Source organism: Methylobacterium sp. E-066 (genome assembly GCF_022829635.1).
Lineage (GTDB): Bacteria > Pseudomonadota > Alphaproteobacteria > Rhizobiales > Beijerinckiaceae > Methylobacterium.
The window spans coordinates 38,330-59,403 of record NZ_JAKSYO010000206.1 but is presented as its reverse complement, the minus strand read 5'-3'; the positions used below and the strand labels follow the sequence as shown (position 1 = coordinate 59,403).

Below are 21,074 nucleotides of genomic sequence, written 5' to 3'. Positions count from 1 at the left end.
GGCGCCCGGATCAAGCGCATCCGGTTTCGGCCACCAGCCAGGCGGTGAGGATCGCGACGGCGTCCATGAGGTCGTCGATCTCCATGGCCTCATCGGGGTTATGGCTGCCATTAGCGTTGCGCACGAACAGCATCGCCATTGGAACACCGGCTTTGGCGAAGGCCGCGGCATCGTGCGAGGCCGGGCTGCCAAGGGGCATGGTGGCGATGCCGAGGGCTGTGGCCGCAGCCTCCAGATCGCTGCGGATCCGTGGCGAGACGTCTCCGACCGCCACCTCGGCGCGCGGGCCGAGCACGATCTCGACGTTGCGGCGTGCCACGATTGTGGCGACGTGCCTCAGGAACTGCGTCTCGATCTCCGCCAGCATGTTTGCCGCGTAGGCACGCACGTCCAGGCTGAACCGGAACTCGCCCGGGACTGTAGTCAGCCCGTGGGCTGCACTGTCGGTGTAGAACCGGCCGAACGTGACGGCCATCGGGCGGCCGGCCTCCTCGTTGGCCTGCCAGATCTGGTCGAGCGCCAGGGCGATCTCCGCGCCCGCCATGGCCGCATCGCGCCGGAACCGGCGGGGCGTGCCGACATGGTCGTAGCGGCCGAGGATTCGAGCATCCGGATAACGGAAGTTGCCCGGGATCCCGGTGCAGAGACCGACCGGAATTCCGGCCTCGACGAGGCTCGGCGCCTGCTCGATATGCACCTCAAGGAAGGCGTGGATCGCGGACGGTTCGAGTGGCGGCGCATCGCCGCGTAAAGCCTCGGGATCGCCGCCGGAGGCCGCGATGTGATCGGCGAGGTCGCGCCCCGTATCGGCCCGGGGCATGGCGAGCGCACCCTCCGGCAGGGTGCCGAGCGCCGCTCGGCTTCCGAGATAGGACACCTGGAACCAGACGCTCTCCTCGGCACGCACCGCCATGACGGTGATATCGCGCTCCGGGATCAGTCCAAGGCTTTGGATCGCCGCGACAGCTGCGAGCCCGGCGACGACCCCGGCGGCGCCGTCGAAGTTGCCACCGTGCGACACGGTGTCGAGATGGGAGCCGATCAAAATCGGCGGCCGGGTCCGATCCCGGCCGGGCAGCGTCATGTAGGTGTTGGCGGCCGCGTCCCGCCGGACCCGGAGACCCAGCTCGGCCGCACAGTGCGTCGCGCGCGCGTGGGCTTCTGTTTCCTCCGGGCTGTAGGAAGGCCGGGTAAACCCGGGATCGTCGTGGCCGCACCGGGCGAGTTGTGCCAGCAGGTGCTCGATCCGGCCTCGCTGTGCGCTGACCGCCTCCCTAATGGCGGTGACGGTTGCGTGTTCCAATGGGTTTCTCCCTGACCGCGCAATGGCCCCTGGCCTTCACGCGGTCTCGTTGGGCTCGCCATCATGACCCAGTGGTCGGGTCATCAGGCCTGCGCGGCCATGATCGATACGTGTGCAGAGATCACCTTCCAACCAAGATCGGGGAGGCGCATCCATGTCTGGCTCTGGCGCCCGATACCGGTCTTGCCGCGCGGCTTGAACTCAAGATTCACGGTGGCCACGTCCGAGCCGACGGTCAGGATCTCCAACCGGATGCGTGCTTCCTTCGTGCCTCCAGGCGGTGGATCGGCCGCGATGCGCGCGGCATGAATCGCCGCAAAGCCGTAGCCATTCTCACCCACGGCGTAACGGATCGTGTGAGGGCTGTCCCAGAATGTTGCGTCCAACACTCCGACATCCTTGTCGATCAGCGCCTGCTCGTAGCGTTCGAACAGGGCGGTGACTTCAGCCACGACCTCGGGGCGGTTCAGGGTTGTGTCCATTCAGGCCTCCAAGTCGAGAACGGTGCGGATCAGGTCGAGGTCGGATCCACGCGTGCCGATGAGAGACAGGCCCACCGGAGCGCCATCGACCCGCCCGCCCGGGATACTCACCTGCGGGACGCCGGTGAGGCCTCCGTGGCTCGTCAAGCAGCCTATGCGCTCACGCAGCGGGTTGAGCGTGCTGAGCGGCAGCCCGCGCAGGGGAGCCGGGAACGGCGTGGTCGGAAGGCACAGGATGGTCCCGGGGGGCAGAAGCCGCGCGAGGCGGGCTCGTGCCTCAATGCGCATCAGGATCGCGGCGTTGCGTTCGCCCTCTGTCATCATCGAGCCCTGGACGAGCGCTCGGGCGACCGAGAAGGCGAGGCGCGGATTGCAGGTGTCGAGCCAGGGCTCGAAGGTCTGCCACGCTTCGCTGCTCTGCAGGACGCGCTGGGCCCGCTGCCACACCGACAGGCCCTGCGGCGCCATCGTCACGTCACGCCGGTTGCCGATCAGCGCGGCTAGACGATCGATGAGCGGCATAAGCGCTTGCTGCACGGCCTCGTCGGCGAAGCCGAGCGCGTCCGCGGCCACCAGCAGCGTATCGGGTAGCCGATCCGGCATCGACGCGCCGAACAGGACCTCCCCGACCCGGGCAAAGGTGGCCGCATCGCGGGCGAACCAGCCGCAGGTGTCGGCGCTCGGCGCCTGGACGCAGATCCCGGAGAAATCGATGCGCCCGTGGGTCGGGCGGATCCCGTAGAGACCGCAGAAGCTCGCCGGCACACGCACGGAGCCGCCGCTGTCAGTGCCCAGCGCGAAATCGCAGGCTCCCGAGGCGACAGCTGATGCCGAGCCGCTGGATGAACCCCCGGGCACCCGGTCCGGCGCGGCTGGATTCAGCGGGGTGCCGTCATGGGCATTCTCGCCGAGGATCCCCAGCGAGACCTCGTCGGTGATGGTCTTGCCCACCACCGAGGCACCCGCGTCGAGAAGCGTCTGCACCACCCAGGCGTGTCGCGCCGGAGTCGGGTCGATGCGCGGCCAATCCGGGTTGCCGCCACCGGTGGGGATCCCGGCGACGTCGATCAGGTCCTTGACGGCGAAACCGAGCCCGGCGAGCGGCCCCGTCGCGGAACCGGCGACGCGGGTGCGCGGACCCGGCACGAATGGATCGGTGGATACGATGGGCTGCTCTTGCATCATGCGGAGATCGGTTCCTGCCATTGGGCGCCGGGCACGGCCGCGAACAGCGCCCGGGTGTAGGGGTGCTTCGGCGCGAAGAAGATCTCGGATGTCGGCGCGACCTCGACCACCTGGCCGGCGCGCATCACGGCGATCCGGTCGCAGACCTGCAGGGCGACGCGCAGATCGTGGGTCACGAACACCATGCTGAGGTGCAATCGCGCCTTGATGTCGGCGAGCAGCGCCAGAACCTGGGCCTGCACGGAGACGTCCAGGGCTGAGACCGGCTCGTCGGCCACCAGCACCTCGGGCTGCATGGCCAGAGCTCGGGCGATGCCGATCCGCTGGCGCTGGCCGCCGCTGAATTCGTGTGGGAAGCGCTGCGCCGCCGCGGGGTCGAGGCCGACGAGCGCCAGCATCTCGCGGGCTTGGGCCTTGGCGACCTCCGGCATGGTGCCGTGTATGATCGGGCCTTCGGCCACGATGTCGACGACGCGCTGGCGCGGGTCGAGGGATCCGTAGGGGTCCTGGAACACCATCTGCACCCGCTTGCGGTGCGGACGCATCTGGCGGCGGCTCAGCGCGGCGACGCTGTGCCCGGAGAGAAGGATCTCGCCGCTATCGACTGGCATCAGCCGGGTGATCGCCCGCGCCAGGGTGCTCTTGCCCGAGCCGCTCTCGCCGACGAGCCCCAGGGTCTCCCCCCGCCGCAGCTCCAGATCGACGCCGTCGAGCGCGCGGGTGATGCGCCCGCCGAACAGGCCGCGCGCACCGTAGGTTTTCTCGACCGCCCGGGCTTCGACCACCCGAGGGGCCGTACTGGGCGGTCGTTGCGGCGGCGGCGCCAGCCTGGGCACCGCCGCGATCAAGGCGCGCGTATAGGGATGCTTCGGGGCGCCAAGAACCGAAGCCGCGGGGCCCTGCTCAACCAGAGTGCCCTTCTGAAGCACCGCGACCGTGTCGGCGATGTCGGCGACCACCCCGAAATCGTGTGTGATGAACAGGACGCTGGTCCCGTGCTCGCGCTGCAATTCCCGGATCAGGTGAAGGATCTGCGCCTGGGTGGTCACGTCCAGCGCGGTGGTCGGCTCGTCGGCGATGAGAAGCCGTGGGTTCAGCGCCAGCGCCATGGCGATCATCGTGCGCTGGCGCTGGCCGCCGGAGAGCTGGTGGGGATAGGAGCGCAGGAGCCGAGCGGGCTCAGGCAGGTGGACGCTGTCGAGAAGCGCGACGACCCGAGCCCTCCGGTCGGCGCGGCCGAGCGCCGTATGGATTCGCAGGACCTCGTCAAGCTGGCGCCCGATCGTGTGAAGCGGGTTGAGAGCCGTCATCGGCTCCTGGAAGATCATCGCGATGCGCGCCCCCCGGATGCGGCGCATCCGCTTCGGCGTGATCGTCGCGAGGTCCTCGCCCTCGAAGTCGATACGCCCGCCGGAGACGCGCACGTGCGGCCCGGGCAGCAATCCGAGGATCGCCCGCGCCACCAGCGACTTGCCCGATCCGCTCTCGCCGATGAGGCAGGTGACGGCGCCCGGCCGCAGCACGAGGTCCACGTCGGTGACCGCGTTCGGCCGGTCCGCACCCGGGGGCAACGCGATCGTCAGCTTCTCGATGTCGAGGACGGAGTCGCTCATCGCTCGCGGAGCCTCGGGTTCAGTGCCTCGTTCAAGCCATCGCCAACGAGATTGATGCCGAGGACGGTGAGCAGGATCGCGATGCCCGGGAAGGTGCAGATCCACCACGCCGAGCGAAGGACCGCGCGTCCCGCACTGATGATCAGGCCCCAGCTCATCACGTTCGGGTCGCCGAGCCCGAGGAACGCGAGGCCCGCCTCGATCAGGATCGCCGTCCCGATGAGCAGCGATCCCACGGCGATGATCGCCGAGGTGCAGTTCGGCAGCATGTGGCGGAAGATGATGCGGGCGTCGCCTGCCCCGAGGCCGTCGCAGGCGAGCACGAATTCGCGCCCGCCGAGCGCCACGAACTCACCCCGCACCAGACGGGCGATCCCCGGCCAGGACACCGCCGCGATGGCCACGATCTCGCTGGTGAGCGATGGCGACAGGATCGCCACGATGAGGATTGCCAGCACGAAGGCCGGGATCGTCTGGAAGAACTCCGTGAGCCGCATCAGCGCGATCTCGACGCCACCCCGGTAATAGCCGGCCAACCCTCCGACGAGGGTTCCGAACAGGATCGCGGCAAGCGTCGCGCCGAGCCCGATCATCAGCGAGGTGCGCGCGCCGTAGGCGATCTCCGCGGCCACATCCCGCCCGAGCGTGTCGGTGCCAAGCAGGAAGCGGCCGCCCGGCGGCTGGAGCGCGGGCCCGACCAGGCGGAACGGGTCGCCGGGAAACAGCAGGGGCGTCAGCACCACCAGGGCGAGCAGCCCGAGCAATACGGCTGCACCGAGGAGCGCCAGACGGTTGCGCGCGAAACGCGCCAGAGCGGCCCGCATCGCTACAGCTCCATCCGAGGATCGAGGCAAACGTAGACGAGGTCCACGGCGAGGTTGATCACGACGACGAGGCAGGCCGAGACGAAGAAGATCCCGAGCAGGAGGTTGAGGTCGCGCGACTGGAGCGCGTTGAAGGCCAGGGTGCCGACCCCCGGCCAGCCGAACACCGTCTCGACCACGATCGAGCCGCCGATCAGGTTGCCGGCCTGTACCCCCGCCATGGTGACCACCGGCAGTAGGGCGTTGCGCAGGACGTGGCCGGTCATCACCCGGGCCTCGGTCTGGCCCTTGGCCCGGGCCGTGGTGACGTAGTCCATGCCGACCTGTTCCAGCACGGAAGCGCGCATCACCCGGGCGTAGACCGCGAGGTAGAAGAGCGAGAGGGCGACGGCCGGCATGACCAAGTGACGCCCGACGTCCCAGACCTCGTCCCAGCCCTCGTTGTCGGCCCCCACCGTGTCGAAGCCACTGGTGGGAAGCCAGCCGAGCCGGATCGCGAAGATCACGATCATCATCAGCCCGAGCCAGAACCCCGGCGTGGCATAGGCCACCAGGCTCACAAGCGAGATCACCGCGTCGCGCCACGAGTTGCGCCCGGTGGCCGCCACGAGGCCGAGGAGCGTACCGATCACCAGGGCGGTCCCGAAGGCGGTCAGCATCAGCAGGCTCGTCGGCCACAATCGGTCGAGGATCAGGCTCGCCACGGGGCTGTCGTTGCGGAACGAGTAGCCGAGATCGAGGTGGAGCATGTTGAGCAGGTAGACGCCGAATTGCGTCGCCATCGGTTGGTCGAGGCCGAACTTGCGGCGCAGCTGCTCCATGTATTCCGGACTGGCCGCGCCGCTTTCGCCAGCAAGAACCGACGCGGCGTCGCCAGGCGCCAGGTGGATCAAGAAAAAATTCAGCACGACGATGCCCAGGACCACCGGGATCGCCAGCAAAAGCCGATGACCGAGAAAGCGCGCGAGCCGCACCGGATTACTTGTCCATCCAGGCTCGCTCGAACGCCTGTTGTGTGCCCAGCGGTCCGGTGGTGTGATCCTTGAGGCGCCGGTTGAAGACGCTCACGTATTGCACGTCGATCAGCCAGATCATCGGGCTGTCTTCGGCCAGGATCTGCTGGACCTTCTTATAGATCGCCCCGCGCTTGTCCGGATCCAGCTCGCGCGCGCCCTCGCCGAGCATGCGGTCGACTTCCGGGTTCGAATAGAACGTGTTGTTGACGAAGGTGACACCTTTTCGGATCTGCGAGGTCAGGAACTGCTTGTTCAACCCGTAGACCGGATCGACGCCCTGGCTCAGGAACGGCTCGTTGATGTCGTAATCATAGTTCGTGTAGACGCGCCGCAGCCAGGTGGCGGTGTCTTCTGAGCGCAGAGTCACGTCGATGCCCACCGCGGCGAGGGCCTGCTTCAAGTATTCGGCCTGCCGCAGCCACTGTTCGCCGAACGAGTTCACCTCCAGATGGAGGGCGAAGCGCATCCCGCCCGCGCCGCGGGGTGCGCCGGCCTCATCGAGCAGCCGGTTGGCGATCTCCAGCCGATCCGGCACGTCATACTGGCGCACGTCGTCGGTGTAGAGGCCGGCCGTCTTGAATTTGCGGCTGAGTGGACCCGAGGCGGGCAGGCCGTAACCGAACATCACGTCCCTGAGGATGACGTTGCGGTCGATCGCGTAGGCAATGGCTTGGCGCACCGCCTTCTTCTGAAGCTGCGGATGGCGGCCGTTCAGCTCCAGGACGCTCTGAGCCGGCGTCATCTCGTAGCCCTTGGTGGTCAGGTCGAGGACTGGATTGGTCTTCATCCGCGCGAGATCGGCATAGTTCACCGCGCTGTAGCCGGCGAAATGGGCTTCCCCGGCCTCCATGGCGGCCGAACGCGTTGCGGCATCCGGGATGAAGCGGGCGACGATACGGTTGAGGTACGGCAGCCCCGGCTTCCAGTAATTCTCGTTGCGGTCGAGCCGCACGGACTGACCACGCTCCCAGCTCACGAACTTGAACGGGCCGGTTCCGATCGGCTTGTTGGCGGTCGGGTTCTGGAGGACATCAGTTCCCTCGAACACCGATCGGCACAAGATCGGCAGGTCGCGCCCCGAGAGCGCTTTCATGATGTACGGAGCCGGGTTGGCGAGCCGCAGCACCGCGGTCATCGGATCGGGCGTGTCGACTGCTACCAGTTCGGCGAGCATTACTGGGGCGATCGGATTATACTTCTTCAAGATCTCCATGAAGGAGTATTGCACGTCCGCGCTGGTGAACGGTTTGCCGTTGTGGAAAGTCACGCCCTCCTGGAGCGTGAATGTGATGGTCTTTCCGTCCGCTGCAACATCCCACGACTTGGCCAGGTTGGGCCGTGGGTTCAAATCCCAGTCGTAGGTGCACAGCCCTTCATAGACCTGCGTGGCGATCGGCGGGATATTGCCGGCCGATACGGCGTAATGCGCTAAGGTCGAAGGCTCTGGATGCACGATCATCACCATCGTGCCGCCCCGCCGCGGTTCGGCGGCGCTTGCGCCGTTCGAGGCCGCGGCGAGGCCGAGCGGGAGCGCCAGAACGGTGCGGCGAGAGAGATCAGTCACGTGAGGTGTGCGAGACAAGCCGAAGGACCCCTGAAGCTGTAGGGGGACTCAGCAACGGTCGTGCCACCCGATTGGTAGATTCACCCCGGTATCATGTCGATTGATCGGGGGTGATCTGTGCCGAGCCTCGAATACGGCATAAAAGCAAACTGAGAGGAAATCTTGATCTCGGCGGCCGGATGCCGGATGCCGGAGGTTCGCGTCGGAACGAACCTTGCCATGAGCTGCGGCCGAGCCGTCCCTGGCTCGTGCTTGGAGCCCTTGGTCACGATGCGCGAATCCGGACGGACGATCAGGCTGGGGATGCTCACCCCTTCGTCGAACAGCGTGCTCGAACCGATGACGGCGCGCATGCTGGCCGGGCAGGACGGGGTCACGGCCCACTTCTCGCGCGTGCGCGTGACCCAGATCGGCCTGTCAGCCCTCGCACTGGGCCAATTCGCGCAGGAACCGATGCTCGCGGCCGCCGACCTGCTCGCCGATGCGCGGGTCGCCTCGATCCTTTGGAACGGGACTGCGGGTGCCTGGCTTGGCTTCGACAATGACGTGGCGCTCGCAGCGGCAGTGACCGAGCGAACTGGCGTGCCGGCCTCGACCTCCGCGCTTGCTTTCCGCGACATGTTTCGGCGACGCGGCATCGAACGCATTGGGCTGGTGACCCCCTATACTGGGGACGTCCAGGCGCGGATCCAGGCGAATTGGCGCTCCGACGGGTTCGACTGCTCGGCAGAGCGGCATCTCGGTCTGTCAGAGAACTTCGAATTCGCTTTGGCCGGCACAAGCGAGATCGCCGGGATGGTGCGCGCCGTCGCGGCCGAGGGCGCGCAGGCCGCGGCCATCGTCTGCACCAACCTCGCGGGCGGAGCGATCGCCGCCACCCTGGAGGCCGAACTCGGCATCCCGGTCTACGATTCGGTCGCGGTCAGCCTGTGGAAGGCGATAGACCTTGCCGGCGCAGGCACCGAGGCACTCATTGGATGGGGCGACGTGTTCGCGACCGCCTGAGCGACCTGCCTCAGCAGGCGCCATCATCGGCGTTGCGGCGCTCGATCCACCGCCGCAGGGACGGCGCGAAGCCTGCGGCCGGCTTGGCCGGCGGACGCGCGAAGCGGCCCGCTCGCGGGGGCTTCACGCCGAGCCGGACCATGACCTGCGCCTGCCCGAGCGCGGCAGAGAGCGGATCGATCAGCGGCACCGGGACCGCCTCGGCAATCCGAACGGCCAGGCCGGTCAGCGGCGCTCCGGCCAGGATCACCGCGTCGACACCATCCTCGGTCACAACGCGGTTCGCGAGGGCGATGATCTCGGCCTCAAGCTCGTGCTGCACCTCCGTGACCGACCGGAAGCCGGCCGCAACAGACCGGACGCAGGCGCATCGGGCAGAGAGTCCGGCCAGCAGCACCGCATCCTCGTACCAGGGCAGCAGGGTGCCCGAGAACGTCACGACACCGAAGCGCTGGCCGAGCATGCAGGCGGTGAGCATCGCCGCCTCGGCCATCCCAACGACGGGCAGGTCGAACAGCTCGCGTGCTGCGATCAGGCCGGGATCGCCAAAAGCCGCGATCACGGCGGCGTCGAAGCCGGATTGATGTTCGGCCAGAGTCTCCAGCACCGCTGCGCCGGCGAGCTGCGCCTCCGCTCGGCTCGCGATGTAGGGGAGGCCGTGCGCCGCCGTCAGCGCAGTGAGCCGCACGTCCGGGGCCAACGCGCTGACGGCGGCAGCCTCCATCCGGGCCGTCATGGCCGCCGAGGTGTTCGGGTTGACGAGGAGGATTCGCACGCCTCAGACGCGCGAACTCGGGCGGTAGAACGGCTCGTGCCGACCGGGGTCGATATAGTCTGCGTAAAAGCGCCGGGCATGGGGAAGGAGGGCCTTTGAGAGCTGACGACGCTCGACCTCATCGTCTGACAGCGCGCGTGCCAAGTCGTCGTGCAGGGCCTTCAGGGCGGCGTCGCGGTCGACCCGGGTGAAACGGCCATCAGCGTAGAGCACCTCGCCGTCGCACAGCACCGTCGTGACGCCGCCGGTCTTGGCGCGCTGGATCACCGCGTCGAGCAGCGGCGTCTCGGCGTCGAGGTAGGGATATGCGATCTGGTCCCAGTCCAGCAGCACGAGGTCGGCGGCTTTGCCGACCTCGATCGTGCCGAGGCCGTCGCCGAATCCGGTGGTGCGGGCGCCCCCGACAGTCGCCATGCGCAGCACCTGGGCCATGCCCGGCACGTCGGCCTCGTCCATGCCGGGCACCCGGTGGGCGCGCAGCACGAGCCGCATCTCCTGGAGCATGTCGCGATCGTCGTTGATGCCTGCTTCGTCGAGGCCAATCGCGGTGTTGATGCCCTTCGCCTCGAAGCGGTTGAGCGCCGCCACGCCCGAACGCAGTCGGAAGTTTGAGGAGCAGTTGTGGCAGATGCAGGTTCCGGTCGCGGCCACGCGGTCGATGTCGGCCTCGTTCAGCCAGACGCCATGGCCGAGCGTCATGCGCGGCCCGAGCAGGCCGAACCGGTCAAGATGTTCCACCGCCGTCCCGCCGCTGCGCTTTTCTGCGTAGGCCTTCTGGTAGGCGGTCTCGACCAGATGCATGTGCATCGGCACATTGTAGGATTCGGAGAGGCCGGACAGGCCCTCGAGCGCCGCGTCGGAGCACCAGTGAAGGTTGGCCGGAGCAAGCTGGATCTTGGCCCGGGCAGCTCCGGCTTGGCCTGAATGCAAGCTACGGAACAGCGCGAAGTTGTCCTCCAGCGACATCTGAAAGCGTTCGAACCAGCGCTTCATCGGGTCCTGAAGCGACGTCGGCAGGCTCGCCACGAAATCCATGTCCGCCTGGTAGACGAGTCGGTTCTGGTCGCGCACTGCGAAGCAGTACGAGACCCGCATGCCGATGTCGCGATAGGCGCGCAGCACCTCGTTCGAGCGCGCTTCGACCTCTTCCAAGCTTCCAGGCATCCAGCCGTGGATGTGCTGGACCGTGGTGATCCCGGAGCCGACCATCTCGAAGGCCGAGTACAGGGTGTCGAGGTAGAGGTTCAGGTTGCGCGCCACCATGCGGGTGACGAACCACAGCTCCAGCGGCATGTCGGGGGAGCCGAGCTGGACCGGCGTCAGGCCGACGTGATGATGCCCGTTGACAAAGCCCGGCAGCAGGATCTCGCGGCCGGAGCCGATCACGGGCGCGTCGGGATAGCGCGCATGCAACTCCGCGTAGGTGCCGACCGCCTCGATTACCCCGTCCTTCTGGAGCACAGCTCCGTCGGCGACCTCCTCCCAGCGCTCACGGTCGAGGGTGCGGGTGATCATCTGCCGGCTGCGAATCAACGATGTGGCCATGCTTCGGTCCGTTATGGTCGGAATTGGTCAGGCGAGGGCTTCCTGCTCGGCGAAGGCCCTGTCGACCTCATCGCGCAGGAGTTCGGTGAGATGCCGCCGCATCGCTTCGGCGTCGGGCGAGAACGGGTCGCGGGGGCGCGGCAGGGTGTTGACCACGATCGTCTTGATCCGCCCCGGGCGAGCGGTGAACACCACCACGCGATCGGCGAGCGCCACCGCCTCGTCGATGTGGTGGGTCACGAACAGCACCGAGGCGCCGCTGTCGCGCCAGACATCGAGCAGGAAGTCCTGCATCTTCTGGCGGGTCTGCACGTCGAGCGCCGCGAAGGGCTCGTCCATCAGCAGGACTTTCGGGCGCATGGCGAGCGCCCGGGCGACCGCTACGCGCTGACGCATGCCGCCCGACAACTCGTCGGGCCGCTTGTCGAACGCCTCGGCGAGGCCGACCCGCTGGAGTGCGGCCCGCGCGATGCTCCGGCGCTCCAATTCCGGCACGCCCTTCAGCGACAGGCCAAAGCTGACGTTCTGCCAGACGCTGAGCCAAGGGAAGAGCGAGGTCTCCTGGAAGATCAGGCTGCGTTCGGGGGATGGTCCAGCCACCGGCTCGCCGAAGGACTGGATCCGCCCCCCCGTGGCGGCCTCGAGCCCGGCGATCAGGTAGAGCAGCGTGCTCTTCCCGCATCCGGACGGGCCGAGGAACACCACGAACTCGCCGGGCTGCACGTCGAGATCAATGTCGCGCAGGGCCTCGTGGGCGCGGGCGGTGCCGGCGGCCCAGACCTTGGAAACGCCGCGGCAGGACACGGCGTCGCTCTCGCCGGACACGGCCGGGCGATCGGCAACGGAGAGACGGTCAGAGCCCAAGGGAAGACCCCGCGTCGCGTGGCAGCCAATAGAGCATCCGCCGCTGAACCAGCCGGAACATCAGGTCGAAGGCGAAGCCGAGGAAGCCGATCAGCGTAATGGTGAAGAAGACCAGCGACGGGTTGAAGGTGTTGCGCGCCAGCATGATCACCTGCCCGAGACCGTAGCCGACGCCGGTCGCCTCGGCGACGAGCACCACCATCCAGGCCCCGAACAGGTTGAGGCGCAGCACCGCGAGCAGCCCCGGCAGGATCGCCGGCACGATCACCCGCGCGTAGATCTGGCGCTTCGATGCACCCATCGTCCGGGCGACGTTGATGTAGTTCCGGTTGACCCCGTCGATCTGATGGATGGTCGAGAGGACCATCGTGAAGAACAGGGCGATGAACACCATGAAGATCGCCGGCGCGTTGCCGATCCCGAACATGAAGATCGCCACCGGCAGCCACGCGATCGGCGAGACCGGGGCCAGGAGCGTGATGGTCGGCAGGGTCAACCGCTCGAACAGCACGACGTAGCGGATCGCCACGCCGACCAGGATCGACAGGGTCGCGGCCAGGAACAACCCTGCCAACACCCGCCCGGTGGAGGCGAGCACGGTGATCAACACCGCCATGGCGGGGCTCGGGCCGGCGTTCATGCCGGTGCCGATCTGCCAGCGCTGCGCGGTATTGAAGAACCGCGCCTGCTCGACGAGGTTGCCGAGGAAGACGTGGGGTGGCGGCAGCAGCTTGGCATCGGCGATGCCGAACGCCCAGAGCAGCTCCCAGAGGCCGGCGAAGCATCCGACCGAGACCAGCATCCAGCCGATCCGTTGCAGCAGTGGGACGAACCCGTCGGGCAGCGCCAGGCGCTGTGCGAACGGGAGACGCGGCTGGCCGTGCGGGACGGCGGCGGCGCGGGCGAGATCGATGGCCATCCGCTCAGGCCGACTTCAGCTTGAGCTTGCCGTAGAGCTCCGGGTTTTCGGCGATGACCTGTTCCAGCAGGGTCCAGTCGATCGCGTCGCGGCCGGGCTTCTTCTTGATGTAGCCCATCTCGGCGACGGAATCGGTCCGGTCGAGGATGAACTGCGTCTGGTTGCGGGCGTCCACCACCGAGGGCTGCCGGCCCATGGCGAGCTGGGCGTTGCTCATTGAGGTCTTGTAGTAGGAGCCGACGAGCTTGTTCAGGGCGGTCTGGGGGTCGCCCTCCGCCACGGCCTGGGCCTTCATCATGCCTTTGATCAGGGCTTTGACCGCCGCTGGGTTCTTGTCGATCAGGTCGTTGCGCACCGCGAGCACGCAGTCGGTGTAGCCCTTGCCATAGATGTCGGTGCCGTCGGAGAGTTTGACGGCACCCTTCACGTCGGTGAGGAGCGCGGTGCCGTAGGGCTCGATCGTCGAGATGATATCGAGGGCGCCGGCGCGGAACGCCTCCACGGCCTCCGGGGTCGAGCCCATGTAGCGGACCGTGATGTCCTTGAAGGCGACGCCGTTCTTCTTCAGCCAGTCGTAGGGCAGCACCTCCAGCGTATCGAGCTGGAAGGTGCCGAGCGTCTTGCCCTTGAGCTTTTCCGGGCTGTCGAGGCCGGGCTGGGCCACGAGCACGCAACCCTCGATGCCGCCGCCGGCCACGATCTTGACTGGAGCGCCGGCGTCGTAGAGCGCCATGAAGCTCGTATAGGGCATCACGCCGGCATCGACCTGACCCATGCCGAGGAAGGTGACCTGATCGGAGAAGGTCGGCGTGTTGACGAAGTCGATAGTCAGCCCGTCATCTTTGGCGAGCTGCATCGCCTCGGCCAGGAAGAAGTTCAGGTTGCAGAACCCGGTCCCGTGCGTCGCTCGGATGCCGTTGGCCGCCATCGCCTGGCCGATCGTGCCGGGCCCGACGGCGAGCGTGAGCGCCGCGGCGGTTCCGCCGAGGAAGCGTCTGCGGTTGGGTTTGAACTGCGAGAAATCAGGAACGCGATAATCGCCGTGACGGTCGCACATATCGGCTCTCCTCAGGAGGCGGATGTCGGGGTCTTTCAGGCGGTGCGCCGGCTCCCGGCCGGACGCGCGACGATGTCGAGGTCGTGACGGGGGCAGAGCGGTCGAGGAGATCCGGTCACCCGGCAGCTCTCAGTATCGACGGCACGCCAACCCGTAGTCGCCGCTCTACGCGACGCTGCGCTGGAGAGATCCTTACAAGGAGCGTGCCATTCGCGACCGAATACGTCCGATGAGACGCGTTTCGGCAGGCCCAGACATCCCTGCGCGTCGGCGATGGGGCGGGATGCGCCCGCCGTCGTGATGTTGAAGACGTCGCGTCCCGGTTCAGGCGGCGGAGAAGCCCGTATTCAATACGATAATTTTGACGTTCTCCGATGAATACCGCCATCCACGCGCGCAGGTGCCGCTAATATGCGCAAAGTCCTCGCCGGACTGCGGCCTCTTTCCCCTTCCCGTCGACCGGACGGCGGCCGACAATCGGATGGCCAATCCACGGGAGCTTCGGGATCGATGACGCATCTCACGCGGCGCAGCTTCGTCGGCGCAGCGGCGCTGCTCGCGGCACCAGCCCTCATCCGCCCATCCCTCGCAGCCGATCCGGTCAAGCTCGGGTGCCTGTTCTCGTCCTCCGGCACGATGGCCAATCTCGAGGGCCGGCTGAACCACGTCGTTCGCATGGCCGCCGACGAGATCAACGGACGCGGCGGCGTCAACGGCCGCCAGATCGAGGTCCTGACTTCCGATCCCGCCTCGGACTGGCCGCTCTACGCCCAGGTCGGCCGGCAAATGCTTCAGCAGGAGAAGGTCGCGGCCCTGTTCGGCTGCTGGACCTCCGTGTCCCGCAAGTCGGTGCTGCCGGTCGTCGAGCAGAACGACGGGCTGCTGTTCTACCCGCTCCACTTCGAGGGCGACGAGAACTCAAAGAATGTCGTCTACATGAACTCGCCGCCCGCGAGTTCCGTGCTGCCGGCGGTCGATTACCTGATGGGCCCCGAAGGAGTCGGCGCAAAGCGCTTCTTCATGATCGGTTCGGACTACGTCTGGCCGCGCACGATCAACAAGCAATTGAAGGGGTACTGGAAGAGCAAGGGCATCCCGGAGACCGCGTGGCGCGAGGAGTACGTGCCATTCGGCTTCTCGAATTTCCAGACGCTCGTGAACCAGGTGCGCAGCTTCGCCAGCCAGCCCGGCGGCCAAGCGATTGTGGTGCTTACCGTCGTCGGATCCTCGATCCCCGATTTCCTGCGTGAATTCGCCAACCAGGGCGTCACCGCCACCGACGTGCCGATCCTCGGCCTCGACATGGTGGAGGCCGATCTCGAAGGGCTCGATACCGCCAAGCTCGTCGGCCACCTGAACTGCTGGGCCTATCTCCAGGCCGCCAAGGGCGAACGGAACAAGAAATTCCTTGGCGACTGGGCCGCCTACGTGAAGGCCAAGAACGTCCCGTTCAGCGCCGACACAGTCATCGATCCGATGGTCTCGGCCTACGACAGCGTCCATCTCTGGGCGCTCGCCGCCGCCAAGGCGGGCTCCTTCGCAGTACCGGAGGTGCGCCAAGCCTTCGCGAACCTCAGCTTCGACGACCCGTCGGGCTACACGCTGACCATGACGGGCGAGAACAACTACGTCTCCCGCGGCGTCTTCATCGGCTCGGTCAACGAGAAGCGCGGCTTCGACGTACTCTGGCAATCTGCCGACGCGCCGAAGCCGGTCCCGTTCAGCCCCTATGGCTGATCCGAGGGGGCGTCCTCGCCAGGCAGGCCTGGCGCCCTGGTACCTGGCGCTCTGGTACCTGCCGCTCTTGTGTCTGGAGCTCCCGGCAATGCCGGCCTTTGCAGCGCCGCTCGACCGGGCGATACTTGCCGGTGCCTTGTGCGGGGATGGCGCGGCACAGGTTGGGGCGGCAGAGGGCCTCGTCCGCGCCGGCGGCGATCTGCCGGCCGACGACCTCGCCTACGCCGGGCGGCTCCTCGGCGCCCTCGTCGAGCGTCGCCTCGCCTGCTTGCCGGACGGTGCCTTGCTGCTCGCGGGCCAGAACGCGCCGGAGGGCCAGGACGCCGTAACCGACGCGCGCCGGCCGGCTGCGGAGGCGCGCGCGCCGGTCCTCGGCCTACGCCAGCGTGCCGCCGTCGAGACGGCGCGCGGCGTCGTGGCCCTGCTCACGGAGGGGACTCCCGCCGCTCGCGCCGCCGGTCTTGCCGTCCTGGAACGGCGCATCACCATCGTTCCGGCAGCGGTGCTCGACCGGGCACGGGATGCGGAGAGTGATGCTGCGCTGAAGGGTACGATCGCCAGCCTCGCCGAGGCGGCCGCCCTGTCCTCGCCCGATCCGGTCCGGCGCCGGGCGGCGATCGCCGCCGTGGCCGCGAGCCCGTCCGGGGCTGCCGCGGCGCGGCTTGACGCTTTGAAGAGCGACCCTGCCTACCGTGCCGACCCGGCCTTCCGGGTCGCCCTCGATGCGGGTCTGGCCCAGGTCCGGCGCGCGGTCGCGATCGGCGATGGTCTCGCAATCGTCTATAACGGGCTGAGCTTCGCAAGCATCCTGTTCATGGCGGCGGCCGGGCTCGCCATCATCTTCGGGCTCATGGGCGTGATCAATCTCGCCCAGGGCGAGTTCATCATGCTCGGTGCCTACACCACTTATGGCGTTCAGGAGGCCTTCCGCCGGTTTGTCCCGGGACTGCTTGACCTCTACCTCGTGGCGGCAGTCCCGGTGGCTTTCCTGGCGGTCGCCCTGGTGGGCATCGGCGTCGAGGCGCTGGTCCTACGCCACCTCTACCGGCGACCGCTGATGAGCTTGCTCGCAACCTGGGCGGTGAGCCTGTTTCTGGTCAACCTCGTGCGCGTCACCGTCGGCACGCAGAACCTTCAGTTTTCGATGCCCGCCTACGTCAGCGGTGGCGTGCCGGTCTACGCTGACTTCGTCATGACCTGGAACCGGCTCTTCGCGATCGGCTTTGCGGTGGCCACCCTCTTTCTGACGCTGCTGATCCTGCGCCGCACGCCGCTCGGGCTCGACATCCGCGCCGTGACACAGAACCGCGACATGGCCGCCTGCCTCGGCCTGCCGACCCGCCGGATCGACCGCCTTGCCTTCGGCCTCGGCTCGGGCCTGGCTGGGCTCGCCGGAGTGGCACTCTGCCCGATCTACAGCGTCAATCCCGGTATGGGTTCGGGCTTCATCGTCGACAGCTTCATGGTCGTGGTGCTGGGCGGCGTCGGAAGCCTCATCGGGACCCTCGTGGCGGCAGTCGCGGTCGGCGGCGCCAACGTGCTGATCGAACCGATTTCCGGTGCGGTCGCCGCCAAGGTGATCGTGCTCGTCGGCATCATCCTGTTCCTGCAGCGACGGCCCAAGGGCCTGTTCGCCGTCCGGCGGCGGCGATGAGCGGCGCGATGCAGACCATCCGGGCGCGCCCCGCCGGACCGGCGCCGCGCGCCGTACGCGATCCCCTGGTTGCCGGGCTTGTGGTCCTCTGCCTCGTGGCCGCCGCAGCGCTCCTCGCAGCGCCCCCCACCCCGTATCTCGTCAACGCTCTGGGCCAACTCGCCGCCTTCGCGATCCTCGCCGTGTCCCTCGACCTGGTCTGGGGCTATCTCGGCATCCTGAGCCTTGGGCATGGGTTGTTCTTCGCCATCGGCGGCTACGTCTGCGCCATGCACCTGCTGGCCCACGGCGCATCCGTGACCGGCGTCCTGCCGGACTTCGTGCAGTTCATGGGCTGGAAGACCCTGCCGACCTATTGGGCGGGCCTCGACCTCGCCGCCTACGCGTTCGTCCTCGCCCTTGCGCTCGCCGGCCTCGTCGCCTTCGTATTCGGGCTTGCCTCGTTCCGCTCGCGGGTCAACGGCGTCTACTTCTCGATCATCAGCCAAGCTCTCGTCTACGTCGCGATGCTGTTGATGTACCGCAACGATACCGGGCTCGGCGGCAACAACGGCATGACCGGGTTCCCGCTGCTGTTCGGCTGGCCGATGGGCTCGCCGCGCGTGGGCACCGGGCTGGCCGTCGCCGCCCTCCTGACGCTGGCGGCGGTGCTCGCCGGAACGCGGCTTCTCGTCGGCGGCGCCGTCGGGCGGCGAATGCTCGCCTGCCGAGACGACGAGATCCGCCTGCGCACCCTCGGTTACAGCACCACGCGGCTGAAGCTCGGGATCTGGTGCCTCTCAGCCATGATCGCCGCGCTCGCGGGCATCCTGTACGTGCCGCAGGTCGGCATCATCAACCCGCGCGTTCTGGCCCCCGACCTTTCCATCGAGATCGCCGTCTGGGTGGCGGTTGGCGGGCTGGGGCGGCTCGGCGGGGCGGTGATCGGCGCCGTTCTCGTCAACGGCCTCAAGTTCTGGCTCAGCGCAGCGATGCCGGAAGCGTGGCCCTTCATCCTGTCCGGGCTGGTGCTCCTCGTGGTGTTGGTCCTGCCGAACGGCCTCCTCGACCTGGCGGCCCTGCGCCCGCGCCCGATTTGGTTGCGGAGGGGGCGATGAGCGCACTCGTGGTCGACGCCTTGACCGTCGCCTTCGGCCGCTTCACAGCGCTCGACGCCGTCTCGCTCGCGGTCGATCAGGGCGAGGTGCGGGCTGTGATCGGCCCGAACGGCGCTGGCAAAACCACGTTGCTCGATGTGATTTCCGGGATCACCAAACCGGTTTCCGGCCGGGTGATGCTGGGCGATTCTATCGACCTCACGAAGTGCTCGGAGGCCGAGATCGCCCGGGCCGGCGTGCGGCGGAAGTTCCAGAAGCCCAGTGTCTTCCCGGCACTCACCGTACGCGAGAACATCGAGATGGGCTGCGGACCCGCCTTGAAGGCGCGCGCCCGCGTCGCCCGCGTGGCCGCCGTTCTCGACGAGATCAGCCTTGCCCCACGGGCCGCCGTGCAGGCCGGCGCCCTCGCGCATGGCGAGAAGCAGTGGTTGGAAATCGGCATGGTGCTCGCCGCCGAGCCCGCGCTCCTCCTCCTCGACGAGCCCGTGGCCGGCCTCTCCGACGCCGAGACGGCCCAGACCGCCGCGCTGATCCGGGACCTGCGCCGGCCGGACCGCGCGATCCTGGTGATCGAGCACGACATGGCCTTCGTCGAGGCCATCGCCGACCGGGTGACGGTGCTGCACGAGGGCCGCACGCTCTACGAGGGCAGCATGCAGGGTGCCCGCGGCGATGCCCGCGTGATCGAGGTCTTCCTCGGCCGATGACGCAGGCACCCGCACGCCTCGCCGTCGAGGGGCTCAATCAGCATTACGGCAGCGCGCAGGTGCTGCGCGGGGTCGGCTTCGCGGTCGAGCCGGGGCGCTGCCTTGCCGTTCTCGGCCGCAACGGCGCCGGCAAGACCACGCTTCTGCGCTGCCTCACCGGCCTGATCCCGGCGAGCCAAGGCCGGATCGCCCTCGACGGGACCGAACTGACGCGCCTGTCCTCGGACCGGCGCGCCCGGACAGGCCTCGCCTACGTGCCGCAGGGGCGCGAGATCTTCCCCGACCTGACCGTCGCCGAGAACCTGCGGGTCGCGGCCCGGGCCCACGGCCTCGGGCGGACCGACGCGGTGGACGAGGCGGTCACCCTGTTCCCGGCGCTTCGCGACCTCTGGCACCGTCCGGGGGGCAACCTCTCGGGTGGCCAGCAGCAGCAGCTCGCCATCGCCCGAGCGCTCGCCACACGGCCCCGCGCCTTGCTGCTCGACGAGCCGACGGAAGGCATCCAGCCCTCGATCGTCGCCGCCATCGAGGCGGTGATCGCCGGGCTCAGAGGGCGGATCACCGTGCTGCTCGTGGAGCAGTATCTCGATTTCGCCCTTCGGGTCGGCGACGCCGTGGTGGTGTTGTCCCGGGGTAGCGTCGTCGTGCGCGGCGACCCCGCCACGCTGAACCACGAGATCCTTACCCGTCACATCGCCATCTGACGGACAACCCAGGAGACGCCGTGTCCGCCCATCACGAGATCCCCGCCACTCCCGAAACGATGGTGCTCGGCTACTTCGACGCCGCCTTGCCGCCCGTGCTGACGGTCGCCTCGGGCGACACCGTCACGCTGCACTCGCATCCGGCGGGTGGACGTGAGTCGCTCCACCCCGACCCGGCGCGCGTGCCGCCCGACCTGCTGCAGGCCCTCGACACGCTGGAGCGCGGCCCCGGCCCGCACTTCGTCACCGGCCCGGTCCACGTGCAGGGCGCCGAGCCCGGAGACATGCTGCAGATCGACATCCTCGACCTGAAGTTCCGCCTCGACTGGGGCTTCGTGGCGATCCTGCCGCTGCTCGGCACCTTGCCGGACGAGTTCACCGACTACGAGACAATCCACGCCGACATCGACACGGCGCGCGGTGTGTGCCGCCTGCCCTGGGGCACGGAACTGCCCCTCGACCCGTTCTTCGGCATCATGGGTACCGCCCCACCTGCCGCCTGGGGTCGGGTCGGGACGCCGGTGCCCCGCGCGTTCGGCGGCAACATGGATAACAAGGAGATGCGGGTCGGTACGAGCCTCTACCTCCCGGTGTTCAACCCCGGCGGCGGCTTCTACGCGGGCGACGGCCACGGCGTGCAGGGCGACGGCGAGGTCTGCATCACCGCCCTGGAGACGGGGCTAAGCGGCACCTTCCGGCTCACTGTGCGCAAGGACCTTCCGGGCGCGTGGCCCTTCGCCGAGACGCCCGCCGACCTGATGTCGATCGGCCTGCACGAGAGCCTCGACGAGGCCATGCGCCAAGCCGTGCGGGAGATGGTCCGCCTCGTCTGCGCGCGTACGCGCCTCACCCGCAACCAAGCCTATATGCTTTGCTCGCTCGCCGGGAACCTGCGGATCACCCAGACTGTCGACGGCAACAAGGGCGTGCACATGATGATGCCCAAATCGGCCCTCGAGTCGGCACCGTCCGGATTGGTCTGAGGCTGGAAACACGGGACCGCGACACGCCGACCCTGACTAC

General features: G+C 68.1%; 20 protein-coding genes. 7 read left to right on the top strand and 13 right to left on the bottom strand.

Going from position 1 to position 21,074, the window contains the following annotated elements; genetic code table 11:
• Positions 1-10: 10 nt before the first annotated feature.
• From MKL20_RS30465 to MKL20_RS30430, 8 genes are all read right to left on the bottom strand, one after another.
• Positions 11-1,303, bottom strand: a complete 1,293-nt coding sequence (locus MKL20_RS30465) for a hydantoinase/carbamoylase family amidase (RefSeq protein WP_244039829.1) — start codon at positions 1,301-1,303, stop codon at positions 11-13.
• A gap of 83 nt (positions 1,304-1,386) precedes the next feature.
• Complete coding sequence (gene hpxZ, locus MKL20_RS30460; RefSeq protein WP_244039828.1) at positions 1,387-1,785, bottom strand: oxalurate catabolism protein HpxZ; 399 nt, start codon at positions 1,783-1,785, stop codon at positions 1,387-1,389.
• Positions 1,786-2,970, bottom strand: coding sequence for an amidase (locus MKL20_RS30455; protein ID WP_244039827.1), 1,185 nt, complete (start codon positions 2,968-2,970; stop codon positions 1,786-1,788).
• On the bottom strand, positions 2,967-4,583 hold the full coding sequence (locus tag MKL20_RS30450) for an ABC transporter ATP-binding protein (RefSeq protein ID WP_244039826.1): 1,617 nt from the start codon (positions 4,581-4,583) through the stop codon (positions 2,967-2,969). The genes MKL20_RS30455 and MKL20_RS30450 overlap by 4 nt, the downstream gene beginning before the upstream one ends.
• Entirely contained in the window at positions 4,580-5,407 is an 828-nt protein-coding gene (locus tag MKL20_RS30445) for an ABC transporter permease (protein ID WP_147854671.1), read from the bottom strand. The genes MKL20_RS30450 and MKL20_RS30445 overlap by 4 nt, the downstream gene beginning before the upstream one ends.
• A gap of 2 nt (positions 5,408-5,409) precedes the next feature.
• Positions 5,410-6,381 (bottom strand): ABC transporter permease, encoded by a 972-nt coding sequence (locus MKL20_RS30440; RefSeq protein WP_244039825.1) that lies wholly within the window; start codon positions 6,379-6,381, stop codon positions 5,410-5,412.
• A gap of 4 nt (positions 6,382-6,385) precedes the next feature.
• Entirely contained in the window at positions 6,386-7,987 is a 1,602-nt protein-coding gene (locus tag MKL20_RS30435) for an ABC transporter substrate-binding protein (protein ID WP_244039824.1), read from the bottom strand.
• Positions 7,988-8,067: 80 nt separating this feature from the next.
• Positions 8,068-8,340, bottom strand: a complete 273-nt coding sequence (locus MKL20_RS30430; protein ID WP_244039873.1) for a hypothetical protein — start codon at positions 8,338-8,340, stop codon at positions 8,068-8,070.
• On the opposite strand from MKL20_RS30430, the gene MKL20_RS30425 reads away from it, so the two are divergent.
• Entirely contained in the window at positions 8,258-8,992 is a 735-nt protein-coding gene (locus MKL20_RS30425; RefSeq protein WP_244039823.1) for an aspartate/glutamate racemase family protein, read from the top strand. The two genes, MKL20_RS30430 and MKL20_RS30425, sit on opposite strands and share 83 nt — an antisense overlap.
• A 10-nt stretch (positions 8,993-9,002) precedes the next feature.
• Here the strand turns inward: MKL20_RS30425 and MKL20_RS30420 are convergent, their stop codons facing one another.
• The 5 genes from MKL20_RS30420 to MKL20_RS30400 are packed head-to-tail and all read right to left on the bottom strand — an operon-like array spanning position 9,003 to position 14,152.
• Positions 9,003-9,767, bottom strand: a complete 765-nt coding sequence (locus MKL20_RS30420) for an aspartate/glutamate racemase family protein (RefSeq protein WP_244039822.1) — start codon at positions 9,765-9,767, stop codon at positions 9,003-9,005.
• Positions 9,768-9,770: 3 nt separating this feature from the next.
• The gene (locus MKL20_RS30415; protein WP_244039821.1) at positions 9,771-11,312 is read right to left on the bottom strand and encodes an amidohydrolase family protein; all 1,542 of its coding nucleotides are present in this window, start codon (positions 11,310-11,312) and stop codon (positions 9,771-9,773) included.
• A 27-nt stretch (positions 11,313-11,339) separates the two neighbouring features.
• Positions 11,340-12,137: an ABC transporter ATP-binding protein gene (locus MKL20_RS30410; RefSeq protein ID WP_147908353.1), complete on the bottom strand. Its 798-nt coding sequence runs from the start codon at positions 12,135-12,137 to the stop codon at positions 11,340-11,342.
• Between the two features lie 28 nt (positions 12,138-12,165).
• Positions 12,166-13,095: an ABC transporter permease gene (locus MKL20_RS30405; RefSeq protein ID WP_147855587.1), complete on the bottom strand. Its 930-nt coding sequence runs from the start codon at positions 13,093-13,095 to the stop codon at positions 12,166-12,168.
• A gap of 4 nt (positions 13,096-13,099) precedes the next feature.
• Complete coding sequence (locus MKL20_RS30400) at positions 13,100-14,152, bottom strand: ABC transporter substrate-binding protein (protein ID WP_147855586.1); 1,053 nt, start codon at positions 14,150-14,152, stop codon at positions 13,100-13,102.
• A 510-nt stretch (positions 14,153-14,662) separates the two neighbouring features.
• On the opposite strand from MKL20_RS30400, the gene MKL20_RS30395 reads away from it, so the two are divergent.
• The 6 genes from MKL20_RS30395 (at position 14,663) to MKL20_RS30370 (ending at position 21,034) form a co-directional block, all read left to right on the top strand.
• Positions 14,663-15,889 carry a transporter substrate-binding protein gene (locus MKL20_RS30395; RefSeq protein WP_244039820.1) on the top strand — a complete coding sequence of 409 codons (1,227 nt, stop codon included), beginning with the start codon at positions 14,663-14,665 and terminating at the stop codon, positions 15,887-15,889.
• An 88-nt stretch (positions 15,890-15,977) separates the two neighbouring features.
• Complete coding sequence (urtB, locus tag MKL20_RS30390) at positions 15,978-17,543, top strand: urea ABC transporter permease subunit UrtB (protein ID WP_244039819.1); 1,566 nt, start codon at positions 15,978-15,980, stop codon at positions 17,541-17,543.
• Complete coding sequence (gene urtC, locus MKL20_RS30385; RefSeq protein WP_244039818.1) at positions 17,540-18,640, top strand: urea ABC transporter permease subunit UrtC; 1,101 nt, start codon at positions 17,540-17,542, stop codon at positions 18,638-18,640. Before urtB ends, urtC begins: the two co-directional genes overlap by 4 nt.
• Complete coding sequence (locus tag MKL20_RS30380) at positions 18,637-19,347, top strand: ATP-binding cassette domain-containing protein (protein ID WP_244039817.1); 711 nt, start codon at positions 18,637-18,639, stop codon at positions 19,345-19,347. The genes urtC and MKL20_RS30380 overlap by 4 nt, the downstream gene beginning before the upstream one ends.
• Positions 19,344-20,051 (top strand): urea ABC transporter ATP-binding subunit UrtE, encoded by a 708-nt coding sequence (gene urtE / locus MKL20_RS30375; protein ID WP_244039816.1) that lies wholly within the window; start codon positions 19,344-19,346, stop codon positions 20,049-20,051. Before MKL20_RS30380 ends, urtE begins: the two co-directional genes overlap by 4 nt.
• 20 nt (positions 20,052-20,071) lie before the next feature.
• A complete protein-coding gene (locus tag MKL20_RS30370) occupies positions 20,072-21,034 on the top strand; it encodes an acetamidase/formamidase family protein (protein WP_244039815.1) in 963 nt (320 codons plus the stop codon).
• Positions 21,035-21,074: the final 40 nt, after the last annotated feature.